Source organism: Arthrobacter sp. 10L430 (assembly GCF_056395245.1).
In genome coordinates, this window is record NZ_JBFTJD010000011.1 from 1 (window position 1) to 22804 (window position 22804).

Genomic DNA, 22804 nt, shown 5'->3' on the forward strand with positions numbered 1-22804 from the left:
TTCGCGAGGTCATACACGGCGGGCATGAGCTTCTTGCGGGCGAGGTCACCCGTGACTCCGAAGAGCACGAGCGACGACGGTCCGGCAATCCGGTTCAGACGGCGGTCCCGCGGATCCCGCAAAGGGTTCCCGCTCCTGCCCGCTGACCTTCTGCCGTTCAAAGTATCTGGCATGGTTGGTTTAGTGCCTTAGCTTTCAGTGGCTGACGCGCCAAGGCGCATTTTTGCCACAGGGGATTTGCTCCTAAGGCTGTCACCTGCGCAGGGAGCGTTGAACCACCAAAGCGGGCGGCGCCACCCACCCGTTAGGATGGGCGCGCTTCAAAGGGCGGGCACCATCCCGCCGTCGTCCTGGCTAGGCGGCAAACAGCGCTGTCCGCACGGCCTTCTCGAAGCCATCGACGTGAACGCGGGCCAGCTCTGCGGCACGGGCCTCGTCTCCGTCGATCACAGCTTCAAGCAGGTCGACGTGCTCATGCACATGCCGGGAAAGGTTTGGCAGCCTGTCCAGCACCATGCACCAAATCCGCGTTGCGAGGTTGTCGTAGCGGATCAGCACGTCTTCCAGGTGCGGATTCGCCGCTGCAGCATAAATTCCCTGGTGCACCCGGGCGTCCAGCCGCAACGTCTCCACAACAGATGCGCTGTCCACGTCAAAGGACTCCACTTCCGCCACGATGAGGCGGAGCCGGTCCCGCGCTGCCGCCGTGCCCACCCTGGCGGCACGGGCAGCCGCGAGGGGCTCAAGCTGAGCCCTGATTTCCGAGATGAACGCGAGGTCCGTCACCTCCACGCGCGTCGCGAAAGTGCCACGCCTCGGATAGGTCACAACGAGCCGGTCCACTTCAAGCCGTTTCAGCGCTTCCCTCACGGGAGTCCGTCCCACACCGAGTTCCTTGGCAATCCCCTCGTCGTAGAGCGGATCACCAGGACGGATCTCCAGGGTCAACAGACTGTCACGTATCCGTTCGTAGGCCACATCAGCCAAGGATTTCGAGACTCCGGCCTCCGTCACCGCGAAAGCTTCAAACGCCACCGCTCCGCCTCTCTCATCGGCCAAAATTCGACTATTGACCTCGTCCGTTCACCAGTATACGCTGGCCATCACCCCTGATATATCAATAAGGTGGTCAACCATATATCTGAAGGAGAGGCATGACCGCAGTGGCCGCGTCCCCAGAAACCAGGCCAGCTCCGCAGGCAGAAGCCACTGGAGAAGCCAAGACCAGCAGGTTCGTACTCACATTGTCATGCGTCGAGCGTCCCGGCATCGTTCAGGCAGTGACCACGTTCCTGTTTGAGCGGGGTTTCAACATCGAAGAGCACCAGCAGTTCGACGACGGCCTCCGCCAGACCCTGCACCTGCGCACTGCCTTCTCCGGAACTGCGGCTTATGCCCCGGAAAGGCTTGAAGAGGAGTTCCACCCCATCGCGGAACGCTTCGACATGAGGTTCCAAGTGCACGACGAAACCAAGCAGCGCGTTCTGGTCATGGTTTCCAAGTTCGGACACTGCCTTAACGACCTGATTTTCCGCTGGCGGGGCGGCAGCCTCGGCGGCGATCTGGTTCTGGTGGTTTCCAATCACGAAACGCACCGGGCGATGGCCGAGGCTGCCGGCCTGCCCTTCATTCACATCCCCGTGACGCCGGAAACGAAACAGGATGCCGAGCGCCGGCTGCTCGAGCTCGTGGATGAGTACAACATCGACCTGGTTGTCCTGGCCCGCTACATGCAGGTCCTTTCCAATGAGCTGTGCCGGTCGCTCACGGGCAGGGCAATCAACATCCACCACTCGTTCCTACCGGGATTCAAGGGAGCACGCCCCTACCACCAGGCCTACGACCGCGGAGTCAAGCTTGTGGGCGCAACCGCCCACTACGTCACGGCCGACCTCGACGAGGGCCCGATCATCGAGCAGGAAGTCATCCGCGTCGATCACAGTTTCAGGCCGACCACGCTCTCCACCATCGGCCAGGACGCTGAGGCCCTGGCCCTGGCGCGAGCCGTTCGCTGGCACTGCGAACACCGTGTGCTGATAGACCAGGCCAGCACAATCGTCTTCCGCTAAAGCAGCCACCTACAGGCCGCAGAAGCCCACAACCCAAATCAGCAGGAGAAACCACATGGCATCGACGCCACGAATTGTCATCATCGGAGCTGGCATCGTCGGGACGAATCTCGCCGACGAACTGGTCGCCCGGGGATGGAACAACATCACAGTCCTGGACCAGGGGCCTTTGAACATGCCCGGCGGATCCACCTCCCACGCTCCGGGCCTGGTGTTCCAGACGAATCCATCCAAGACCATGGCGTCCTTCGCCAAGTACACAGTGGAGAAGCTGCTGTCCCTTACAGAGGACGGCGTCAGCTGCTTCAACCAGGTGGGCGGCCTGGAAATCGCGACCACCGAAACCCGTCTCGCTGACCTGAAGCGGAAGCTGGGCTATGCCTCCTCCTGGGGAATCGAAGGAAGTATTCTCTCCTCTGCCGAGTGCAAGGAGCTCTACCCGCTCCTGAACGAGGAGAACATTCTCGGCGGCCTCCACGTTCCAAGTGACGGCCTGGCAAGTGCCGCACGCGCCGTTCAGCTGCTGATCAAACGCACAGAGGCGGCGGGAGTCAAGTACCGTGGCTCCACGGCCGTGACAGGAATCGAACAGTCCGGACGGCGGGTTACCGGCGTCGAGACCTCCGAGGGCGTCATTCCGGCCGACATCGTCATCTCATGCGCCGGCTTTTGGGGAGCCAAGATCGGCGCCATGATCGGCATGTCCGTTCCCCTGCTCCCGCTGGCCCACCAGTACGTGAAGACCACTGCCGTGCCCGAGCTGAACGGCCGCAATGAACTGCCCAACGGAGCCACGCTGCCCATCCTGCGCCACCAGGACCAGGACCTCTACTACCGCGAACACGGCGAACGCTACGGCATCGGCTCCTATGCCCACCGCCCCATGCCCGTCGACGTCGACACTCTGGGAACCTACGCCCCCGAGAGCGTCAGCGAACACAACATGCCGTCCCGCCTCGACTTCACGCTGGAGGACTTCCTGCCGGCTTGGGAGGCCTCGAAGGAGCTCCTTCCCGGACTGGCGAAGAGCGAAATCGAGGATGGCTTTAACGGCATCTTCTCCTTCACCCCCGACGGCGGACCGCTCCTTGGGGAGTCCAAGGAACTCGACGGCTTCTTTGTCGCTGAAGCGGTCTGGGTCACGCACTCGGCCGGCGTTGCCAAGGCGATGGCCGAACTGCTGACCACGGGCAAGTCCGAAACCGACCTGGGTGAATGCGACATCACCCGCTTCGAGGACGTCCAGCTCACCCCCGAATACGTCAGCGAGACCTCGCAGCAGAACTTCGTGGAAATTTACGACGTCCTTCACCCGCTCCAGCCCCGCCTCTCCCCGCGCAACCTTCGCGTCAGCCCGTTCCACGCCCGGCACAAGGAGCTGGGGGGCTTCTTCCTGGAGTCCGGCGGCTGGGAGCGGCCCTACTGGTTCGAATCAAATGCCGCCCTCCTCAAGGAGATGCCGGCGGAATGGCTGCCGCCGGCCCGGGACACCTGGTCCCAGATGTTCAGCTCCCCCATTGCTGCCGCTGAAGCGTGGAAGACCCGCACCGCAGTCGCAATGTATGACATGACGCCGCTCAAACGGCTGGAAGTGTCCGGTCCCGGAGCCCTGAAGCTGCTTCAGGAGCTGACAACTGCGGACCTGAACAAGAAGCCGGGGGCCGTCACCTACACGCTTCTGCTCGACCACGCAGGTGGTGTGCGGAGCGACATCACAGTAGCCCGCCTGAGCGAGGACACCTTCCAGCTCGGAGCCAACGGCAACATCGACACCGCCTACTTCACGAGGGCAGCCCGGCACCAGACGCAAAGCGGGTCCGCCGCTGATTGGGTCCAGGTGCGCGACACCACGGGAGGCACCTGCTGCATCGGCCTGTGGGGGCCTTTGGCCCGCGACCTGGTCAGCGGGGTCAGCGAGGATGACTTCTCCAACGACGGCCTGAAGTACTTCCGGGCCAAGAGCGTTGTCATTGGCGGGGTCCCGGTCACGGCCATGCGTTTGTCCTATGTTGGCGAACATGGCTGGGAACTGTACACCAGCGCCGACAACGGACAGAAGCTGTGGGATGCGCTCTGGCAGGCAGGACAGCCCTTTGGCGTCATCGCGGCCGGACGGGCGGCATTCAGCTCCCTCCGCCTCGAAAAGGGCTACCGCTCCTGGGGAACGGACATGACCACGGAGCACGACCCCTTCGAAGCGGGTCTCGGGTTCGCCGTGAAGATGTCCAAAGACAGCTTCATCGGCAAGGGCGCGCTCGAGGGCCGGACCGAGGAGGGCTCCGCCCGGCGGCTGCGCTGCCTGACCATCGACGACGGCCGGTCCATCGTCCTGGGCAAGGAACCCGTTTTCTACAAGGAGCAGGCAGTCGGTTACGTGACCAGCGCCGCTTACGGATACACCGTGGCCAAGCCGATTGCCTACGCCTACCTTCCGGCCACCGTTTCCGTCGGCGATGCCGTCGAGATCGAATACTTCGGACGGCGTATCAGGGCCACCGTTTCGGAAGAGCCCCTGTACGACCCGAAGATGACCAGGCTCCGCGGGTAATCAGCCCGCAAGGCCATTTGGGGGCACGCAGCCCGGCTCATCCTCGCAACGGGAGCCGGGCTGCGTGCAGCCCCCGTTCCGCCCCCAGCCTCAACCAGCCCAGGAATGGAAAAATGATCGGTTCAGAAACACTTAATGACTACCTCGGCAGGCTTGCTTCACGGAGGCCCACCCCTGGTGGCGGCGCGGCCGCAGCGCTCCATGCTGCGCAAGGTGCAGCCCTGGTGGCCATGGTGGCCAGGTTCAGCAGCGGCGGCAAATATGAGCAGCACGCACAGACGACGTCCAGAATCATTGCCGCAGCCGACCGGCTCACCGGCGAGACGTTGGAGCTGGCCGACGCCGACGAAGCCGCCTTCAAAGCCGTCATCACCTCTTACAAGCTGCCGGCGGCAAGCGAGGCCGACCGTGAGACGCGTGCGGCCGCCATCCAAAACGCACTTGTTCAGGCCGCCCAACCGCCGGTCCGTCTGATCAAGCTGGCGGGCGCCGTCGTGGAGCTCGCCGCTGAACTTCTGGATATTGCGAACCCGAACGTCATCAGCGACATTGCCGCAGCCGCCGACGCGGCCAGGGCAGCGGCGACTACGGCCCGCGTCAACATCGACATCAATGTGGTGGCCATCAAGGACACCCAGGCGCACGCCTCGCTGGCGGAACAGACGGACGGCCTCGAAGAAAAAGTCGTCCTGGCGGCGGACTCGCTCTCACGCCAGGTGCGGGAAAGGATCCTCCGGTGACGGCATCTTTGCTCTCCGGCAAGCCTCTTGCCAAGCTGATTCAGCAGCAGGCGACAGCCCAGGCCAAGGCCCTGGCCGAGGAGGGCTCAGGCCCTACCCTCGCCGTCGTGGTTGCCACTGAGGACAGCTCGACCCACTGGTATGTGCGCTCCATAGAGCGCGCCGCCGAAAACGCCGGCATCGGCTGCAGGATTATCGACGTCGGCCACGACGCGACTGAACAGGTACTCATTGCCGTGTTGAAGGACCTCAGTGCCGAGCCTTCGGTCAATGGCATCATCCTGCAGACTCCCCTGCCTCCGTGCGTCAGAACCCCGGAACTGGTCAAGTACATCTCCCCGGAAAAGGACGTCGACGGCGCAAACCCGTTGAGCCTGGGACTGCTGGCCGTAGGGGAACGCGCCTTCGCACCGGCTACGGCACGGGCCGTTGTAGAAATGCTGGACCACTTTGAGATTCCGGTGGCGGGCCGCAACGTGGTGGTGGTGGGCCGTTCAACTGTGGTGGGCAAGCCCCTGTCCCTGCTGCTTTTGCAGAAGGACGCCACCACCACCGTCTGCCACTCGAAGTCCGGCCCTCTCGCGAAGTACACCAAGGCGGCCGACGTCGTGGTTGTTGCGGCCGGCCGCACCGGGCTGCTCACCGGGACGGATGTTTCGGAACACTCGGTGGTCATCGATGTGGGAACCAATGTGCTTTCCGACGGCTCGCTCGCCGGCGATGTCGACGAAGCCAGCGTCCGGACGGTGGCTTCAGCGCTGACGCCGGTCCCAGGCGGCGTCGGCTCAGTCACGACGGCGCTGCTGCTTCTCCACACCGCCGAAGCGGCGCGGGACCAGACACGCGCGGCCCGGACGCCTGTACTCACACCATGACCGACGCACTAATGGCACGCCGCACGGCGCTTCATTCCGCCAGCACAAAGGTCGTGGCCGACTGGACCGCGCTCATGCCAGGCGATTTCGTCACGGTGCTGGAGTCCTACACAGTTCCCCACAGCGGCTGGATCGACGACCTGACAGAGGACGGCCGCATCATCTGGCTGGTTCTGACCTTCGGGGGTGGCCGCCGTATGTTCTTCCGCGAGAACGGCGACATCATCACGGTCGAAGTTCCATAGGCCAAGCACACCCCTACTGCCCGGCAAAGATCTGAAGGAAGAGCCAATGGCTTCCAAAGCACCACGCGAGAATATCGACGAGTCAAAGCTGACTGTCAGCAAACCGAAAACCAAGGCCGTAGGCATCCCCGCGGTGGCCAGCGCCCTGAAAATATCCCTGGAGCAGATGGGCCCGCTGCGCAGCGTCCAGACACTCATCGCCGTCAACCAGATCGACGGATTTGACTGCATGGGCTGCGCCTGGCCGGAACACGAGAAGCGCAATGCAGCGGAATTCTGCGAGAACGGCGCAAAGGCGGTGGCAGAGGAAGCTACCCGCCGCCGGGTCACCCCGGAATTCTTCGCAAGGCATTCCGTTGCCGACCTGAAGACGCGTGATGACTACTGGCTCGGACAGCAGGGAAGGCTGACCCACCCAATGGTCCTGGATGAGGGCGCGTGCCACTACAGGCCCATCGGCTGGGACGAAGCCCTGGAACTGGTCGCCCAGGAACTCAGAGACATGGACCACCCGGACCAGGGCGTTTTCTACACGTCCGGCAGGACGTCCAACGAGGCCGCATTCGTGTACCAGCTGCTTGTGCGCGGCGTGGGCACGAACAACCTCCCGGACTGTTCAAACATGTGCCACGAGTCCTCCGGCTCGGCGTTGGTGGAGACCATAGGCATCGGCAAAGGTTCCGTCAGCCTCAAGGATCTGGAAACGGCGTCCCTCATCTTCGTGGCGGGCCAGAACCCGGGAACGAATCATCCGCGCATGCTCAGCGCCCTGGAGAAGGCAAAGAAAAACGGCGCGGCCATCGTCTCCGTCAACCCGCTCCCCGAGGCCGGACTGCTTCACTTCGAGAACCCGCAGAACATCTCGGGGATGCTGGTGGGCTCGCAACTGACGGACGATTTCCTGCAGATCCGGGCCGGTGGCGACCAGGCACTCTTCCAGGGTCTTGGGAAATACCTGCTGGAAGCAGAACGTGCAGGCAGGAACAGCCCGGGCTTGACAACGGTCCTTGACCACGACTTCATCAAGAACCATACGGTCGGCGTGGAGTCCTACCTTTGGCAGTTGGAACAGGTGCAGTGGGACGAAATCGTCGAGGCGACCGGGCTGACCATGGAACAGATCGCCGCCACCGGTGAACGCCTCCTGGCATCAGGGTCGACCATCGTCTGCTGGGCGATGGGCCTGACACAGCACAAACACTCAGTGCCTACGCTTCGGGACGTCGTCAACGTCCTGCTGCTGCAGGGCAACATCGGCAAGCCCGGAGCCGGTGTTTGCCCGGTTCGCGGACACTCCAATGTCCAGGGCGACCGGACCATGGGCATCTTCGAACAGATGCCGGCAGCGTTTCACGACCGGCTCGACCAGGAATTCCAGTTCCGCTCACCCCGGGCGCACGGCTACGACACCGTCGCTGCGATCCGGGCGATGCGGGACGGAAAAGTCCGGCTGTTCGTGGGCATGGGCGGGAACTTCGTCCGGGCGGCTCCGGACTCGGATGCCACCGAGAAGGCCCTGGCCAATACCCGGCTGACTGTGCAGATCTCGACGAAACTGAATCACTCGCACCTTTCGACAGGAAAACGCGCCCTGATTCTCCCAACGCTGGGCCGCACTGAGCGGGATACCCAGCGGTCCGGCGACCAGAGGGTTACCGTGGAGGATTCCATGAGCGCTGTCCATGCATCCCGCGGCCGGCTCAAGCCCGCCAGCGAGCACCTAATGTCCGAGGTCGCCATCGTCTGCAACCTCGCGCACAAAGTGTTCACGGACGCCGGCCTCCCCCTTTCCAACACGCCGGCAGCCGACTGGCTCTCCCTCCGGGATGACTACTCCCTGATCAGGCAGCACATCGAAGCTGTCTTTGATGGCTTCGAGAATTTCGAGGAGAGAATCCAGCACCCCGGCGGTTTCGTTCTGCCCCACCCGCCGCGGGACAAAAGGGAATTCAAGACACTGTCCGGCAAGGCGCACTTCACGTCGAATGCCCTGGAGTACCTTCGGGTCCCGCCCGGCCGGCTGATCCTGCAGACCCTGCGTTCACACGACCAGTACAACACCACCATCTACGGCAAGGACGACCGATACCGCGGAATTCACGGAGGCCGGCGCGTGGTGCTGGTCAACGAGGCGGACATAGCCGAGATGGGCTACGCGGACGGGGACATGGTGGACCTGGTTTCAGAGTTCCGGGGAACAGAGCGCAGGGCGGAGGATTTCCGCATCGTAAGCTACTCGACGCCCAAGGGTTGCGCAGCCTCGTACTACCCGGAAACCAACGTGCTGGTGCCGCTGGACTCCGTCGCTGACACCAGCGGCACCCCGACGTCCAAGTCCGTCGTCGTGCGGCTGGAACCGGCAGGAGCGCGGCTTCATGCTTGATGCCCCTGATACCTTGCTGCGCCGCAAGGGGGTGGACCGCCCGCGGGTGGAGCGGGCGGTCCGGGAGTTCCTTTTGGCCGTCGGCGAGGACCCCGACAGGCCTGGCCTGGCTGAGACTCCGGCACGCGTGGCCCGCGCCGCAGTGGAAATGTACGGCGGCCTCCACGAGGATCCAGCCACGGTACTGGACAGGACATTCGACCTAGGACATGAGGAACTGGTCCTGGTTAAGGACATTCCTTTCTACTCAACCTGCGAGCACCACCTGGTGCCCTTCCACGGTGTGGCCCACGTTGGCTACATCCCGTCGGCGGACGGAGTGGTAACAGGCCTCAGCAAGCTGGCCAGGCTGGTGGATGCGTTTGCGCGCAGACCGCAGGTGCAGGAACGCCTGACCACCCAGGTGGTGGATTCGCTCGTATCGTCCCTCCGGCCGCTGGGGGCGATCGTAGTGGTGGAATGCGAGCATCTCTGCATGTCCATGAGGGGCGTCCGGAAGCCGGGCGCGAAGACCATTACCTCGGCGGTGCGCGGACAGCTGCGCCTGCCGGCAGCCCGCGCGGAGGCACTCAGCCTGATCTTGGGCCGCTGACCGCGATGGGGTGATGGCGGTCCTTCGAAAATCGGACGGGCGCCGCCTCTGTTCTCTGATATATCTTTAAGATATATTTGGAATATCAGATGGTGCCGCTGCAGTGCGGGACAAAGTCCCCAAATCCATGCGGCAAGTACGTTCCCCGTGAACGGTGTTTCGGAGGCCTGAATACCTGGGGAGGTAAGCGCCGGAACACCGCTTTCGGGGAACGAGCAGGTGCGGCGCCAGTCCCAGAAGCGCCGCCACCGCGTGGCTGCCCCGCCGATCCAACAAACCAAGCCACCAACGAAGGGACGACCAGTGGTAGCTCTAACCCTTCACCCCGTCGACAGGCCGGGCATGGCCGGCGGGCGTGCCGCTGACGGGGAGCACACCTGGGCGGAAGCACGCCGTCTGGCCTTCGACTGCGCCACGCCCCTTGGACCAGAACGGATTCCACTCGGGGAGGCGAACGGAAGAATCCTGGCCGCTGACCTCAGCGCGCTTCAGGAGATGCCCCACTACGCCTCGTCCGCCATGGACGGCTGGACGGTTAACGGTGCCGGCCCGTGGGCGCTGACGGAACCAGGAAAACCCCTCGGTCCCGGTGAGGCCAGCCCGGTGGTCACAGGTGGCGTCATCCCTCCGGGCTCCCAGTCTGTGCTCCGTGTCGAGAGCGGACGGCTTGCGGACGGCGCAGGCGGCCAGGCCATCCTGATAGTGGGCGACGCGGCGTCCCCAGGTGAACCCCGCCCTGGCCAGCACATCCGTAAATCGGGCGAGGAAGCGGCCGCCGGCGAGGTGCTGATCCCCGCCGGGACAGCCCTGAACCCTGCGCATATCGCACTGGCGGCCGTCGCCGGCTTCGATCAACTGACAGTGCGCGGCAAACCGCTGGTGAAAATGCTTATCACTGGCGCAGAGGTGGTCACGGCGAGGATTCCGGTGCCGGGACAGGTCAGGGATGCCTTCGGCCCCCAGTTCCGCACCATCATCCAGATGCTCGGGGGTGTCCCGGGGCCACTGGTCCGCATCGGGGACTCCTACGAGGAATGGCTCACAGCACTGGGTGCCTCCGAAGCGCCGATGGGCCAATGGCCCGACGTGGTCGTGACCACCGGCGGGACAGGGCGCTCCGGCGCTGACCATTTCCGCAAAGCCGTGGCCGCTCTCGGCGGACGGCTCCTCATCGACGGCATCGCCATGCGACCGGGCCACCCCGCCGCCTTGGGCAAACTGCCCAATGGCCGATTCGTCGTCGGACTTCCCGGCAACCCGCTCGCTGCCCTGATGGCGCTCTTCACCATTGGCGGTCCGCTCCTGGCCGCGCTCGGCAATCAGCCCCTGGCCGGCATCAGCCGGCTGCCGTGCGGCACGGTAATCGACGCCCACACGGCATCCACACGGCTCATGCCGTTCCGCTGGGTCAACGGCCTGGCGACACCGGCCCACTACACGGGGCCCGGGATGATGCGCGGGCTGGCCACCGCCGACGGCGTCATGGTGGTTCCGTCGGCGGGCGTTCAGCTACGGGAACCGGTTCCGGCCTTTGCGCTCCCGTGGCGCCCGGACCTGCGTCCGGCGCTTCCTGGCAGATTGATCGGAGGACTAGGACGTGGCACGCATGACCCAGCGGCGGAAGGTCCACAGGTACCTGCTGGACGGCTCCGAGGCCGCTATCGCATATCCCGTACGGGTACGCGAAGACGTGCTGGCGGCCGAGGAACCACTGGAGGTCCGTTTCAAAGACCTGTCATTTGCCGTGACGATGCGGACGCCCGGGAACGACTTCGACCTCGTTGCCGGTTTTCTCGTCTCTGAGGGCATCATCAGCAGCCAGGCGGATCTCGTGTCGCTCCGCTTTTGCGCCGGCGAGGATGAAACCGGCAGGCAAACCTTCAACGTCGTTGAAGCGCAGTTCCGTCCCGGCCTGGCACTGCCGGACACTGGCCGGCACGTATACACGTCCAGCTCCTGCGGCATCTGTGGAAGCACATCCATCGAAGCCGTCCGCAAAACCCTCACCTACGACCTCCATGAGGACCAGCTGCGCGTGCCGGTCGACGTGCTCGCGCGGCTGCCCGAACAGTTGCGCGAAGCCCAGGCATTGTTCGACAAAACCGGCGGCGTCCACGCAGCAGGACTGTTCAAGATCGGCGACCGCGGAGAAGCGGAGCTCCTTTGCCTCCGCGAGGACGTGGGCCGCCACAATGCCGTGGACAAGGTGATCGGGTGGGCGCTGCGCGAAGGGCTTCTGCCCCTGCGCGGAATGGTCCTGCAGGTCTCGGGCAGGGCATCATTCGAGCTCGTTCAAAAGGCAGCCCTCGCCGGCATCCCGGTATTGGCCGCGGTCAGTGCACCCTCAAGCCTGGCGGCGGACCTCGCCGCCGACACCGGCGTAACACTCGTGGGCTTCAGCCGGGGCAAGAGTCTCAACGCCTATGTGGGGCAGGAACGGCTGGCACCTGCGCTAACGGCACCTCCCCGGGCGGCACTTCCATTGACGACTCCATTGACGACGGCGGGCCAGGGCTAGGTGCCGGTCTTACCTGAAAGGAAACCAATGGCCGGTACAGAAGTGGCGGGTACAGAAGTGGCCGGCGCCATCCTCAGCCCCGATCCCCTCTCTGAGGACGTGGCTCTTGCCGCCGTCGAAAGCGCCACAGCGGGTGCAGTTGTCAGCTTCCGGGGCGTGGTCCGGAACCACGACGGCGGCAAGGCCGTGGAGCGGCTGTGCTACACCGCCCATCCCACCGCCCAGAAAGCGATAGCGGAGGTCGCGGCTGCCGTCCTCGCCGAACACTCGGGGGAAGCCGGCCAGCCTGTCGGAATCTGGGTGGCCCACCGGGTTGGGACGCTGCGCATCGGCGACCTGGCCCTGGTGTGCGCCGTATCGGCTGCGCACCGCCGGCAGGCGTTCACCATCTGCTCTGAGCTCGTGGACCGGGTCAAAGCCAGCGTACCCATCTGGAAAGAACAGTTCTTCAGCGACGGCACAGTCGAATGGGTTGGCGCCGAAGGCGCTGGCGCAGCCGCGCTCTCCGACGCCGAAGCCGCCATCAAGATCGGCTAACCACACCCGGCAACGACAGGGAACCCCGCCGGTTGAGCCTGTCGAAACCTCAGTTCACGGATGCTGCGAGTAGGACAATGACGGCCGCGCGTCCGTCGCAGTCTAGGATCAGACTTGTGAAGCAGGCGGGACAACGCAGAGTCTGACCCCTGGTCACGGCGACAAAACGGGAGCACCTCTGATGGCTGCAAGAGACGAAACAGGGACTGATAGGGATCCGGACGCCCAAGGCGGAGGCGTTCAGTCAGTCGACCGTGCGCTCCAGATCCTGGAGATCCTCGCCAGGGACGGACACGCAGGCGTTAGTGATATTGCTGAAGAGATGGGGGTTCACAAGTCCACCGCCTCGCGGTTGCTCGGATCCCTCGTGTCCAGGGAGATCGTGCGGCAAAACAGCGATCGAGGCAAGTATCAGCTGGGCTTTGGCATCCTGCGCCTAGCCAGCTCCATTCCCGGCCGGCTGAGCCTGGTCCACGAAGCGCGTCCGGTCTTGGAGAGCCTTGCAGACCAATACAAGGAAACGGTCAACCTCGCCGTCCTGCGTTCCAACTACGCGGTGAACGTGGACCAGGCCATGGGCCCGTCAACGCTGGCCACCTACGACTGGGTGGGCAGTCTCACGCCCCTCCATGCCACGTCCAGCGGGAAAGTACTGCTGGCAGCACTGCCGGTGGAAGAACGGGCCCGGATCCTCAAGAAGGTGGGCCTTCCCGCCCGCACCCCGCGCACCATCACGGACCGGGATACTTTGGAGAACCAGCTCCTCGACGTTTCCCGCGACGGCTACGCAGTTGTTCACGAGGAATTCGAGATCGGACTGAACGCCGTTGCAGTGCCCATCTATAACCACTTCGGGACGGTCATCGGGGCCGTCAGCATCTCCGGCCCCGCCTTCCGCTTCGACCCGGAAAACACTCCAGGTCTGATCCAGGGCCTCCAGGACGCCGGCCTGAGCATCAGCGGAAAGATGGGCTACACGCGGCGATGAACCCGGACCGGGGTCCGGGGTCATCGCGGGTGTTTGGTTCTGCCGTTAGTGGCCGGTGCTTTTAGGAGGCCGGGGCTGCTGGGGTTTCTTTGCGTTCGAGGGTTTCGGCGCGTTCCTCCAGCGGCGGGGTGTTCTCGGTGATGCCCAGCAGTGCCTCTCCTGAGAGCGGGACGTCGCCGACCTTTTCCTGGACCCAGTCGTGGAAAGCACCGATGTGGTGTTCGCTGGGGACGAGGACGCCGCCCTTGGAGTACACCTTGGAGGCCATGCCGGGCTGGCAGCGTTCGCACGCGTCGAAGTCCTGCATGTTCACCCGGTGGAACAGCTCCACGGAGGCGGTGACGTCCTTGCCGGACTCCACCACCGAGGGCAGGTACAGCCAGTCGCATTCGACGATCGTGTGATCCGCCGACATCGGGAACATCCGGTGGATGATCACGTGGTCCGGGACCAGGTTCACGAACACGGTCGGCTTGATCGTGATCGCGTAATACCGCCGGTCCTGGTCCTCAGCCACGCCCGGAATCAGGTCCAGGCCCTCGGACCCGTCCACCGTGAAGCCCTTGATGTCCTCACCGAACTCCGCCCCGTGGCCCACGAAGTACTGCGCGGCCAGGCCGTCGGCGAACTCCGGCAGGACCTCGGTCAGCTCCGGGTGGATCGTGGCGCAGTGGTAGCACTCCATGAAGTTCTCAATGATGAGCTTCCAGTTCGCCTTCACGTCATACCGGATCCGCCGGCCCAGCGACAGATTCGCCACGTCATAGCCATCGATCGCGTGCACACTGCCCAGGCGTTCCTCGATCGCGCCCATCACTTCCTCTTCGAAGGACGGCGGTTCCTCGGCCAGACAGACCCAGACGTAGCCCAGGTACTCGCGGATGTGGACCTTGGCCAGGCCGTACTCGTCACGGTCGATGTCCGGCATCTTGGTCAGGTTCGGGGCCGCGATCAGCTTGCCCTCAAAGTCATAGGTCCAGGCGTGGTACGGGCACTGGAAGTTGCGGGCCGCTTCGCCCTTTTCCTCCATGCACAGCTTCACGCCGCGGTGCCGGCAAACGTTGTAAAACGCCCGGATCTGGCCCTTGCGGGTCCGCGAGATCAGCACGCTCTCCCGGCCCACCTGCACCGTCTGCCACGCCCCGGGCTTGTCCAGATCCGCCGAACGGATCGCGCAGAACCACATCTGCTCGAAAATCCGTTCCTGCTCCGCCCGGAAAATAGCCGGATCCGTATACAAAGAACCGCCCAGGGTCGGAATCAGACTCGGCGTGGTTACCTCAACAGACAATTTTGTTCTCCTATTCCAAAGACACAAAAAACAACTAAAACAAGAAGGAAAATTGGGGCTAGAGCCCCACGGCGGCACCGGCAAGGGCGGGTACGTCCGCCGGCGTCGAGACTTCGGGCACGACGGCGGCTGCCGGCTTGGGGGCCGACGCCGCGAGGCTCCTCCGCCACTTGGTGAACAGCCGTGGCTGGTTCATGCCCAAAACGGCTACGGGAACGTCCTCCCGGTAGTACACGGCCAGCAGGCTGTGCTCGGCAGCATCCCCCGCGTCGACGTCCAGGCGGTCGTAACCGGCTGAGTGGCCAGCGAACTGGATCTTCACACCATGCTGGTCCGACCAGAAATACGGCGGCTTCAACGGCTGCGCCGGGGCGTGGCTATCCAGCAGCGCCTGCACCGCCAGCGCCGCCCGCTCCAGGGCCCCCGTCCAATGCTCCACCCGGCGGTGCTTATCCACCGCGGCATCAAACCACGCAGCGCAATCCCCCACCGCCACAATGCCCGGAACGTTAGTCCGCCCCATCGCATCGCACAACACACCACCGTCGACGTCCACCCCCGAACCGGCGAGCCATTCGACGTTGGGTTCGGCACCGATGCCGACCACCACAACGTCCGCAGCCACGAACGTCCCGTCAGCCAGCCGAAGGCCGGTCACGTTTCCTTCGCCTGCGTAGAAGTCTTCAATAACTGCCGAGGAGATGATCCGGACACCTTTGGCGGTGTGCAGGCCCGCCACCACCGACCCCATCTCCATGCCCAGCTGGGCTGCAAAGGGCACCGGCTTGGTGTCAACGAGGGTAACGTCCATGCCACGTGAGGCGGCCGAAGAAGCAACCTCGGCGCCGACGAAGCCGGCCCCGATGACGGCCATTTTGCTTCCCGGCACCAGTTCCGGCGCCAGGCTCTGCGCATCGGCGAGGGTGCGCAGGGAAAAGACGTTGCTCAAGCCGGCCAGTGCCGGCAGCTGACGGGCCCGTGCGCCGGTGGCGATCACGATGCCATCGGCCTGGACAACCTGGCCGTTGGCCAGACCAATAATTTTCGAAGACGCGTCCAGGGACACGGCACGTGAACCCAGCAGCCATTCGGCGTCGAGGTCGTCACCGTCGGTTTCCAGGGACAGATCCTCGGCCGTGATCGACCCCAGCAGGAAGTCCTTGGAGAGCGGCGGCCTGTCATACGGGCGGTGCTCTTCATCGCCGATGATGACGAGCCGTCCGGTGAAGCCTTGGGCGCGGGCTGCCCGCGCGGCGGAAAGACCGGCCAAGGAGGCTCCCACGATTGCAAGTGTCTGCATTTCTCTCACCCTCTTTCAATTGCTTCTTAAGCAACAACAAGCGCTATATGCAACAGAGTGATCTATGCCACGGAACCTGTCAAGGGGCCCGTGACTCATTAAAGAAGAGGTACGTAATTGGACCGCCAGCCCTTGACAAAACAGTGTGAGCGAAAGCACTCTGTTGCATATTACGACGTGTGTTGTTCCATGCGGAACAAAGCAGATTTCAGCCGTCCATACCGTTTAAACGAGAAAAAGAGGTCTACTCATGCACAAGGCATGTCCGCTCAGTGAGCTGGCCCCGGGTGAAGCCCTGCGCCTGAACACCGCGCCGCCCATCGCTGTTTTCCACACCGAAGACGGCGAGCTCTTCGCCATTGATGACACGTGCACCCACCAGGATGCTTCCCTGACCGATGGCTGGGTGGAAGGCTGCGAGGTCGAGTGCCCGTTGCACGCCTCAAAGTTCAATCTTCGGACCGGCAAGGTTGACGCACCGCCGGCCAAGCTGCCCGTCCGTACGCACGAAGTCACCGTCGTGGACGGCGACATCATGGTCATCGAATCCGAGGAGGCGCCCAACCTTCCTCCCGGCCTGACAGTGAACGGCCACGTCTAACGCCAGCACGTCCGGTGGCCAAAGCAGCGCGGCTAGGGCCACCTCCGCAACCGCAGCCTCGTCTGCACGAACCTAGGAGACAACCCTTGTCCACAGTCCTTGAAGGCGTCCCCGCCAGCAGCGCCACAACCACGGCCGGACCCGGGGCCAACGCCCACACCGCAGAGTTCGTCCTGACGCTGGCCTGCCCCGAACGGCCGGGCATCGTCCGCGCCATCACCACATTCTTGGCCGACCGCGGCTTCGACATCGTGGAACACCAGCAGTTCGATGACCACGTCAGCGGCAACCTTTACCTCCGCACGGCCTTCACCCAAAGCGGCGATGCCGGCGATCAGGATCCCTTTGCCAGGCTCGATCAGCGGGACCCTCAGACGGCCGAAAGCCTCAGATCCGAGTTCGCAGCCATCGCCCACGAGTTCGGCATGAACTTCAGCATCCACGATGGCCGTCCCCAGCGGCTCCTGGTCATGGTGTCGAAGTTCGGCCACTGCCTGAACGACCTGATTTTCCGCTGGCGGGCCGGCAGCCTCGGCGCGGAGATCGCCGTCGTGGTTTCCAACCACGAGGACCTGCGCCCCATGGCCGAAGCCGCCGGGCTGCCTTTCATCCACGTTCCCGTCACGGCCGCAACCAAGCCGGAGGCCGAGGCGCGGCTGCTGGAGCTCGTCGCCGAGTACGACGCCGACTTGGTGGTCCTGGCCCGCTACATGCAGGTGCTGTCCAACGACCTGTGCACCAACCTCCGCGGGCGCGCCATCAACATCCACCACTCCTTCTTGCCCGGCTTCAAGGGTGCCAAGCCGTACCACCAGGCCTACGACCGCGGTGTGAAGCTCGTCGGGGCCACGGCGCACTACGTGACGCCGGACCTGGACGAAGGACCCATCATCGAGCAGGAGGTCTTCCGGGTAGACCACAGCCTGGATGCGGACGCCCTGGTGACTGTGGGCCGTGACGCCGAATCGCAGGCCCTGTCCCGGGCGGTCAAGTGGCATTGCCAGCACCGCGTCCTGCTCAACAACACCCGCACCGTCGTATTCCGCTAACGCGAACCAGGAGAAACACTTATGAGCGCATCACCACGCGTCGTCATCATCGGCGCCGGCATCGTCGGCACGAACCTGGCCGACGAGCTGGCCAGCCGGGGCTGGAACAACATCACTGTCGTCGAGCAGGGACCGCTGGAGCTCGCCGGCGGCTCCACCTCCCATGCTCCCGGCCTGGTCTTCCAGACCAACCCGTCCAAGACCATGACGGAATTCGCCAGCTATACGGTGGACAAGCTGCTCTCCCTCAGCGCCGACGGAGTGTCCTGCTTCAACCAGCTGGGCGGGCTCGAACTGGCCACCACGGAGACCCGGCTGAAGGACCTCAAGCGCAAGCTCGGATACGCCACATCTTGGGGCATCGAAGGCCGGATCATCGACCCCGACGAGTGCGAGAAGCACTACCCGCTGCTGAACTCCAGCGCCCTCGGGGACGGCCGCGAAGTCCTCGGCGGCCTCTACGTCCCCACCGACGGACTGGCCTCCGCGGCCCGTGCCGTCCAGCTGCTGATCAGCCGCACCCGCGAAGCCGGCGTCACCTACCTCGGCTCCACCGCCGTGACCGGCATCGAACAGACCGGCGGCAGGGTCACCGGCGTCGAAACGGCCGACGGCGTGATCCCGGCGGACATCGTGGTGTCCTGCGCCGGATTCTGGGGCCGCGAGCTCGGCAAGATGGTGGGCATGAAAGTCCCGTTGCTACCGCTGGCCCACCAGTACGTGAAGACCACGGCGTTGCCGGAACTCAAGGGCCGGAACGAGCTTCCCAACGGCGCCCGCCTGCCCATCCTGCGCTACCAGGACAAGGACCTCTACTACCGCGAGCATGGCGACCGGATCGGCATCGGCAGCTACGCGCACCGCCCCATGCCGGTGGACATGGCACAGCTTCCCCGCGTCGGCGCCGAAGAGATGTCCGATCACCGCATGCCTTCCCGCATGGACTTCACCATGGAGGACTTCCTGCCCTCCTGGGAGGACAGCAAGGACCTGCTCCCGGCCCTGCGCGGGGCGCAGATCGAGGACGGCTTCAACGGCATCTTCTCCTTCACCCCGGACGGCGGGCCGCTCATGGGCGAGTCCCCCGACCTCGAGGGCTTCTTTGTTGCCGAGGCCGTCTGGGTCACCCACTCCGCCGGCGTGGCCCGGGCCATGGCCGAACTCCTCATCGAGGGCCAGTCCCGGACGGACCTGCACGGCTGTGAGCTCACGCGCTTCGAGAAGGTCCAGACCAGCGACCAGTACGTCAGCGAAACCTCCCAGCAGAATTTCGTGGAGATCTACGACGTGCTGCACCCGCTCCAGCCCAAGGAGTCCCCGCGGGACCTGCGGGTCAGCCCGTTCAACGTCCGGCAGAAGGAGCTGGGGGCGTTCTTCCTGGAGTCCGCCGGCTGGGAGCGCCCGCACTGGTTCGAGGCCAACGCCGGCCTCCTCGACGAACTTCCGGCCGAGTGGCAGGCGCCGGAGCGGGACGAGTGGTCCGCGATGTTTTCCTCCCCCATCTCGGCGGCCGAAGCGTGGAAGACGCGCACCGCCGTCGGGCTCTATGACATGACGCCGCTGAAGCGGCTGGCGGTGACGGGTCCCGGCGCCGAGGCACTGCTGCAGCGGCTCAGCACCGGAAACATCACCAAGAAGCCCGGCGCCGTCACGTATTGCCTGCTGCTGGAGCACGACGGCGGCATCCGCAGCGACGTGACCATTGCCCGTCTCGCGGAGGAACAGTTCCAGCTCGGCGTGAACAGCAACGTGGACTTCGACTACCTGCGTGTTGAGGCCAGGAAGCAGTCGGCCGCGGACCCGGCCCGGTGGGCGCATGTCACCGACATCACCGGCAGCACGTGCTGCATCGGCCTGTGGGGGCCTCTGGCACGTGAAGTGATCGGCAAGGTCAGCACCGACGACCTGTCCAACGACGGCCTGAAGTACTTCCGGACCAAGGAGATTTCGGTGGGCGGCATCCCGGTCACGGCCATGCGGCTCTCCTACGTCGGCGAGCTGGGCTGGGAGCTGTACACCACGTCGGAGTACGGGCTGAAGCTCTGGGACCTGCTGTTCGAGGCCGGCCGGGAGCACGGCATCGTCGCCGCCGGGCGCGGCGCGTTCAACAGCATGCGGCTCGAGAAGGGCTATCGGCTGTGGGGCACGGACATGACCTCGCAGCACCACCCCTACGAGGCCGGCCTGGGTTTCTCCGTGGCCAAGTACAAGGTGGGCTTCGTGGGCTGTGAGGCGCTGGCCGCACGCAAGGAACAGCCCGCAACCCGGGCACTGCGGTGCCTGACCGTGGACGACGGCACCTCCATGGTCCTGGGCAAGGAGCCGGTGTACGTCAACGGCGAGGCCGCCGGCTACGTCACGAGCGCCGCCTACGGCTACACGGTGCGTAAGCCGATCGCCTACGCCTGGCTGCCTGCCGCCGTAGGGATCGGTGACTCCGTGGAAATCGAGTACTTCGGCAAGCGCATCGCGGCGACCGTCACGGCCGAGCCGCTGTTTGACCCGGGGATGGAGCGGCTGCGCGGCTGACGGCCATGCGGCCGTCCTGACCCTCTTTGGCGCCAGAACGACGGCGACACACCGGTGAGTCCGGGGTGTCGCCGTCGTTCTTGGTTAATAGAGGGTCAGGACGGCAGCCGGTAAGTAGCGCAAACGAACACTTTAAGCCCCCGCTGCGGCCGCCTCGGGCCGCTCCGCGGGGTGCGCGGCTTCCTCCCGGGCCGGCACGAACCGGACGAACATCGCTTTGAAGCCGGGGGTGTTGGATTCCCGTGCCACGTTTTCCTTGTGGACCAGGGCGTTGGCCTCGGGGAAGTACGCCGCGGCGCAGCCCTTCGCCGTCGGGTAGGCCACCAGCCGGAACTTGTCCGCCTGCCGGTCCTTCCCCCGGAACGTGCTGACCACGTCCACCAGGTCCCGGTCCTTGAAGCCGAGCTCGGCCAGGTCTTCCGGGTGCACCAGGATCACGCGGCGGCCGCCGGAGATCCCGCGGTACCGGTCATCCAGGCCGTAGAAAGTGGTGTTGTACTGGTCGTGGCTGCGGATGGTCTGGAGGACCAGGTGGCCGTCCGGCGGCGTGAGGTACTCCAAGGGGCTCACCGTGAAGCGGCCCCGGCCGATGTCCGTCTTGAAGGAACGGGTGTCCCGCGGCGGGTTGGGCAGCACAAAGCCGTTCTTCGTCCGGACCCGGGCATTGAAATCCTCGAACCCCGGAAGAACCCGGGAGATATGGTCCCGAACCACGTCGTAGTCCTCGGCCATGGCCTTCCAGTCCACCGGGTGGTCCGGACCGAAGGTTGCCTCGGCCATCCGGGCCACGATCACCGGCTCGGCGAGCAGGTGCTCGGACACCGGCTGGAGCCTGCCCTGAGTCGAGTGGACCACGGACATGGAGTCCTCCACGGACAGGAACTGGGCGCCCTTGGGGTGCTTGTCGTCCTTGTCCGTGCGGCCCAGCGTGGGAAGGATCAGGGACGTGCGCCCGTGCACCACATGGGACCGGTTCGGTTTGGTGGAGATATGGACCGTCAGGCCGATCCGTTGCATGCCGGCTTCCAGGGTCTCCGTGTCCGAGCACGCGAGCGAGAAGTTCCCGCCCATCGACACGAACACGTCCACCTCGTCGCGTTCGAACGCCTCCATGGACTCCACTGCGTCGTACCCGTGGTGGCGGGAGGAAGCAATCCCGAACTCAGTGTCCAGCGCCGCCAGGAGCCATTCCTTCGGCTTTTCCCAGATGCCCATGGTCCGGTCGCCCTGGACGTTCGAGTGTCCGCGGACCGGGCAGGCGCCGGCCCCCGGCTTGCCGAAGTTGCCCTGCAGCAGCAGGACGTTGACCATCTCCTTGATGGTGTCCACCGAATGCGGCTGCTGCGTCACGCCCAGTGCCCAGCATAAGATCGTGGCCTTGGACCGGACGAGCATCCCGGCCACGTCCTCGATCTGCTTGCGGGTCAGGCCCGTGGCCTTCTCGGTCTCCTCCCAGTCCAGCTCCCGGCGGGCGTCGCGGTACGCGTCGAAGCCGTCGGTCACCTCCTCGACGAAGGAAAGGTCGACGACGGTGCCCGGGTTCCGCTCTTCCTCCGCCAGGAGCAGGTGGCCGAGAGCCTGGAACAGCGCCATGTCGCCGCCCACCTTGATCTGCAGGTACTCATCAGCCAGCGGCGTGCCGCCGCCCACCACGCCCGAGACGGTCTGCGGATCCCTGAAGTTGAACAGGCCGGCCTCAGGCAGCGGGTTCACCGCCACCACCTTGCCGCCCTTGTCCTTGCACTCCTTCAGCGCCGACAGCATCCTGGGATGGTTGGTTCCCGGGTTCTGCCCGACCACAAAGATCAGCTCGGCATCGTGGATGTCATCCAGCGAAACGGTCCCCTTGCCGATGCCGATGGTCGGGTTCAGCGCCGAGCCCGAGGACTCATGGCACATGTTCGAACAGTCCGGCAGGTTGTTGGTGCCCAGGGCCCGCGCGAACAGCTGGTACATGAACGCCGTCTCGTTCGCCGTCCGGCCGGACGTGTAGAAGACGCAGCGGTCAGGCGTGCTGGCCCGGATGTGCTCCCCGATGAGCCCGAACGCCTCCGCCCAGGAAATCGGCGAATAGTGCGTCTCACCCTCCCGGATCACCACCGGTTCGCTGATCCGGCCCTGATTGCCCAGCCAGTATTCGGTTTTCCCCGACAGCTCCGCGATGGAATGCGTGGCCCAGAACTCGGCTCCGACCGTCCGCAGGGTGTTCTCCTCGGCCACGGCCTTGGCACCGTTCTCGCAGAACTCAGCCGCCTTGCGCTTCTTGTCCGATTCCGGCCAAGCACAGCCCGGGCAGTCGAAGCCGCCGCGCTGGTTCAGCCGCAGCAGTGACTGCGCCGTCCGGGCCACCCCGGCTTGCGCCACGGCACGCTCCAGCGCAACCATCACCGCCTTGACGCCGGCGGCTTCGGTCTTCGGTTTGTGGACTTCGAGCTCGTCCTCGTTGATGTCCGCGACGGGGGCGGGCTGCTTCCCGAACTTCATTGTTCCAACTTCCTTACCGCTAAATTCCTGCTGGTTCGATCGCACATAAGGCGCG

General features: G+C 64.8%; 17 protein-coding genes and 2 pseudogenes. 14 read left to right on the plus strand and 5 right to left on the minus strand.

The genetic code is table 11. The annotated features are described in order from the left end of the window. Together AC1DDG_RS11505 and AC1DDG_RS11510 are read right to left on the minus strand one after the other, a co-directional pair. Window positions 1-173: pseudogene (locus AC1DDG_RS11505) on the minus strand (glucose-6-phosphate dehydrogenase); the annotation flags it as partial. A gap of 181 nt (window positions 174-354) precedes the next feature. Then, window positions 355-1035 (minus strand): GntR family transcriptional regulator, encoded by a 681-nt coding sequence (locus AC1DDG_RS11510; RefSeq protein WP_230120201.1) that lies wholly within the window; start codon window positions 1033-1035, stop codon window positions 355-357. A gap of 119 nt (window positions 1036-1154) precedes the next feature. Between AC1DDG_RS11510 and purU (AC1DDG_RS11515) the strand changes: the two genes are divergently transcribed. From purU (AC1DDG_RS11515) to AC1DDG_RS11565, 11 genes and pseudogenes are all read left to right on the plus strand, one after another. Next, window positions 1155-2069, plus strand: coding sequence for a formyltetrahydrofolate deformylase (gene purU, locus AC1DDG_RS11515; RefSeq protein WP_476876175.1), 915 nt, complete (start codon window positions 1155-1157; stop codon window positions 2067-2069). A gap of 55 nt (window positions 2070-2124) precedes the next feature. Beyond that, window positions 2125-4617: a GcvT family protein gene (locus AC1DDG_RS11520; RefSeq protein WP_476876176.1), complete on the plus strand. Its 2493-nt coding sequence runs from the start codon at window positions 2125-2127 to the stop codon at window positions 4615-4617. 113 nt (window positions 4618-4730) lie between these two features. Further along, window positions 4731-5357 (plus strand): cyclodeaminase/cyclohydrolase family protein, encoded by a 627-nt coding sequence (locus AC1DDG_RS11525; RefSeq protein ID WP_230120206.1) that lies wholly within the window; start codon window positions 4731-4733, stop codon window positions 5355-5357. Then, the gene (locus AC1DDG_RS11530; RefSeq protein ID WP_230120208.1) at window positions 5354-6232 is read left to right on the plus strand and encodes a bifunctional 5,10-methylenetetrahydrofolate dehydrogenase/5,10-methenyltetrahydrofolate cyclohydrolase; all 879 of its coding nucleotides are present in this window, start codon (window positions 5354-5356) and stop codon (window positions 6230-6232) included. The genes AC1DDG_RS11525 and AC1DDG_RS11530 overlap by 4 nt, the downstream gene beginning before the upstream one ends. After that, window positions 6229-6477, plus strand: a complete 249-nt coding sequence (locus AC1DDG_RS11535; RefSeq protein ID WP_230120209.1) for a hypothetical protein — start codon at window positions 6229-6231, stop codon at window positions 6475-6477. The genes AC1DDG_RS11530 and AC1DDG_RS11535 overlap by 4 nt, the downstream gene beginning before the upstream one ends. A gap of 46 nt (window positions 6478-6523) precedes the next feature. Next, window positions 6524-8860 carry an FdhF/YdeP family oxidoreductase gene (locus AC1DDG_RS11540; protein WP_476876177.1) on the plus strand — a complete coding sequence of 779 codons (2337 nt, stop codon included), beginning with the start codon at window positions 6524-6526 and terminating at the stop codon, window positions 8858-8860. Next, window positions 8853-9452: a GTP cyclohydrolase I FolE gene (folE, locus tag AC1DDG_RS11545; protein ID WP_476876178.1), complete on the plus strand. Its 600-nt coding sequence runs from the start codon at window positions 8853-8855 to the stop codon at window positions 9450-9452. Before AC1DDG_RS11540 ends, folE begins: the two co-directional genes overlap by 8 nt. A gap of 342 nt (window positions 9453-9794) precedes the next feature. After that, window positions 9795-10997, plus strand: a pseudogene (locus AC1DDG_RS11550) (molybdopterin molybdotransferase MoeA); the annotation flags it as partial. A 52-nt stretch (window positions 10998-11049) separates the two neighbouring features. Then, window positions 11050-11970 carry a formate dehydrogenase accessory sulfurtransferase FdhD gene (gene fdhD / locus AC1DDG_RS11555; protein ID WP_476876179.1) on the plus strand — a complete coding sequence of 307 codons (921 nt, stop codon included), beginning with the start codon at window positions 11050-11052 and terminating at the stop codon, window positions 11968-11970. A gap of 27 nt (window positions 11971-11997) precedes the next feature. Beyond that, a complete protein-coding gene (locus AC1DDG_RS11560) occupies window positions 11998-12507 on the plus strand; it encodes a molybdenum cofactor biosynthesis protein MoaE (RefSeq protein WP_230120219.1) in 510 nt (169 codons plus the stop codon). 181 nt (window positions 12508-12688) lie between these two features. Next, the gene (locus tag AC1DDG_RS11565) at window positions 12689-13495 is read left to right on the plus strand and encodes an IclR family transcriptional regulator (protein WP_230120220.1); all 807 of its coding nucleotides are present in this window, start codon (window positions 12689-12691) and stop codon (window positions 13493-13495) included. A gap of 61 nt (window positions 13496-13556) precedes the next feature. Here the strand turns inward: AC1DDG_RS11565 and AC1DDG_RS11570 are convergent, their stop codons facing one another. Both AC1DDG_RS11570 and AC1DDG_RS11575 read right to left on the minus strand, forming a co-directional pair. Further along, window positions 13557-14786, minus strand: coding sequence for an aromatic ring-hydroxylating oxygenase subunit alpha (locus AC1DDG_RS11570; protein WP_230120221.1), 1230 nt, complete (start codon window positions 14784-14786; stop codon window positions 13557-13559). Between the two features lie 58 nt (window positions 14787-14844). Then, window positions 14845-16086 (minus strand): NAD(P)/FAD-dependent oxidoreductase, encoded by a 1242-nt coding sequence (locus tag AC1DDG_RS11575; RefSeq protein WP_230120223.1) that lies wholly within the window; start codon window positions 16084-16086, stop codon window positions 14845-14847. A gap of 250 nt (window positions 16087-16336) precedes the next feature. Here AC1DDG_RS11575 and AC1DDG_RS11580 point away from each other — a divergent pair, with 250 nt between their 5' ends. From AC1DDG_RS11580 to AC1DDG_RS11590, 3 genes are all read left to right on the plus strand, one after another. Next, on the plus strand, window positions 16337-16687 hold the full coding sequence (locus AC1DDG_RS11580) for a bifunctional 3-phenylpropionate/cinnamic acid dioxygenase ferredoxin subunit (protein WP_230120225.1): 351 nt from the start codon (window positions 16337-16339) through the stop codon (window positions 16685-16687). 86 nt (window positions 16688-16773) lie between these two features. After that, window positions 16774-17736, plus strand: coding sequence for a formyltetrahydrofolate deformylase (gene purU, locus AC1DDG_RS11585; protein WP_230120227.1), 963 nt, complete (start codon window positions 16774-16776; stop codon window positions 17734-17736). Window positions 17737-17757: 21 nt separating this feature from the next. Beyond that, entirely contained in the window at window positions 17758-20265 is a 2508-nt protein-coding gene (locus tag AC1DDG_RS11590) for a GcvT family protein (protein ID WP_476876180.1), read from the plus strand. A gap of 132 nt (window positions 20266-20397) precedes the next feature. Here the strand turns inward: AC1DDG_RS11590 and AC1DDG_RS11595 are convergent, their stop codons facing one another. Next, window positions 20398-22749 carry an FdhF/YdeP family oxidoreductase gene (locus AC1DDG_RS11595; protein WP_230120236.1) on the minus strand — a complete coding sequence of 784 codons (2352 nt, stop codon included), beginning with the start codon at window positions 22747-22749 and terminating at the stop codon, window positions 20398-20400. Window positions 22750-22804: the final 55 nt, after the last annotated feature.

What these genes read in the sequence shown, in the direction of transcription:
- AC1DDG_RS11575 (WP_230120223.1), bottom strand. Translation starts at nt 16,086, where the DNA reads ATGCAGACACTTGCAATCGTGGGAGCCTCCTTGGCCGGTCTTTCCGCC.
- AC1DDG_RS11540 (WP_476876177.1), top strand. Translation starts at nt 6,524, where the DNA reads ATGGCTTCCAAAGCACCACGCGAGAATATCGACGAGTCAAAGCTGACT.
- AC1DDG_RS11535 (WP_230120209.1), top strand. Translation starts at nt 6,229, where the DNA reads ATGACCGACGCACTAATGGCACGCCGCACGGCGCTTCATTCCGCCAGC.
- AC1DDG_RS11595 (WP_230120236.1), bottom strand. Translation starts at nt 22,749, where the DNA reads ATGAAGTTCGGGAAGCAGCCCGCCCCCGTCGCGGACATCAACGAGGAC.
- AC1DDG_RS11525 (WP_230120206.1), top strand. Translation starts at nt 4,731, where the DNA reads ATGATCGGTTCAGAAACACTTAATGACTACCTCGGCAGGCTTGCTTCA.
- AC1DDG_RS11520 (WP_476876176.1), top strand. Translation starts at nt 2,125, where the DNA reads ATGGCATCGACGCCACGAATTGTCATCATCGGAGCTGGCATCGTCGGG.
- AC1DDG_RS11560 (WP_230120219.1), top strand. Translation starts at nt 11,998, where the DNA reads ATGGCCGGTACAGAAGTGGCGGGTACAGAAGTGGCCGGCGCCATCCTC.
- AC1DDG_RS11565 (WP_230120220.1), top strand. Translation starts at nt 12,689, where the DNA reads ATGGCTGCAAGAGACGAAACAGGGACTGATAGGGATCCGGACGCCCAA.
- purU (WP_476876175.1), top strand. Translation starts at nt 1,155, where the DNA reads ATGACCGCAGTGGCCGCGTCCCCAGAAACCAGGCCAGCTCCGCAGGCA.
- AC1DDG_RS11580 (WP_230120225.1), top strand. Translation starts at nt 16,337, where the DNA reads ATGCACAAGGCATGTCCGCTCAGTGAGCTGGCCCCGGGTGAAGCCCTG.
- AC1DDG_RS11590 (WP_476876180.1), top strand. Translation starts at nt 17,758, where the DNA reads ATGAGCGCATCACCACGCGTCGTCATCATCGGCGCCGGCATCGTCGGC.
- folE (WP_476876178.1), top strand. Translation starts at nt 8,853, where the DNA reads ATGCTTGATGCCCCTGATACCTTGCTGCGCCGCAAGGGGGTGGACCGC.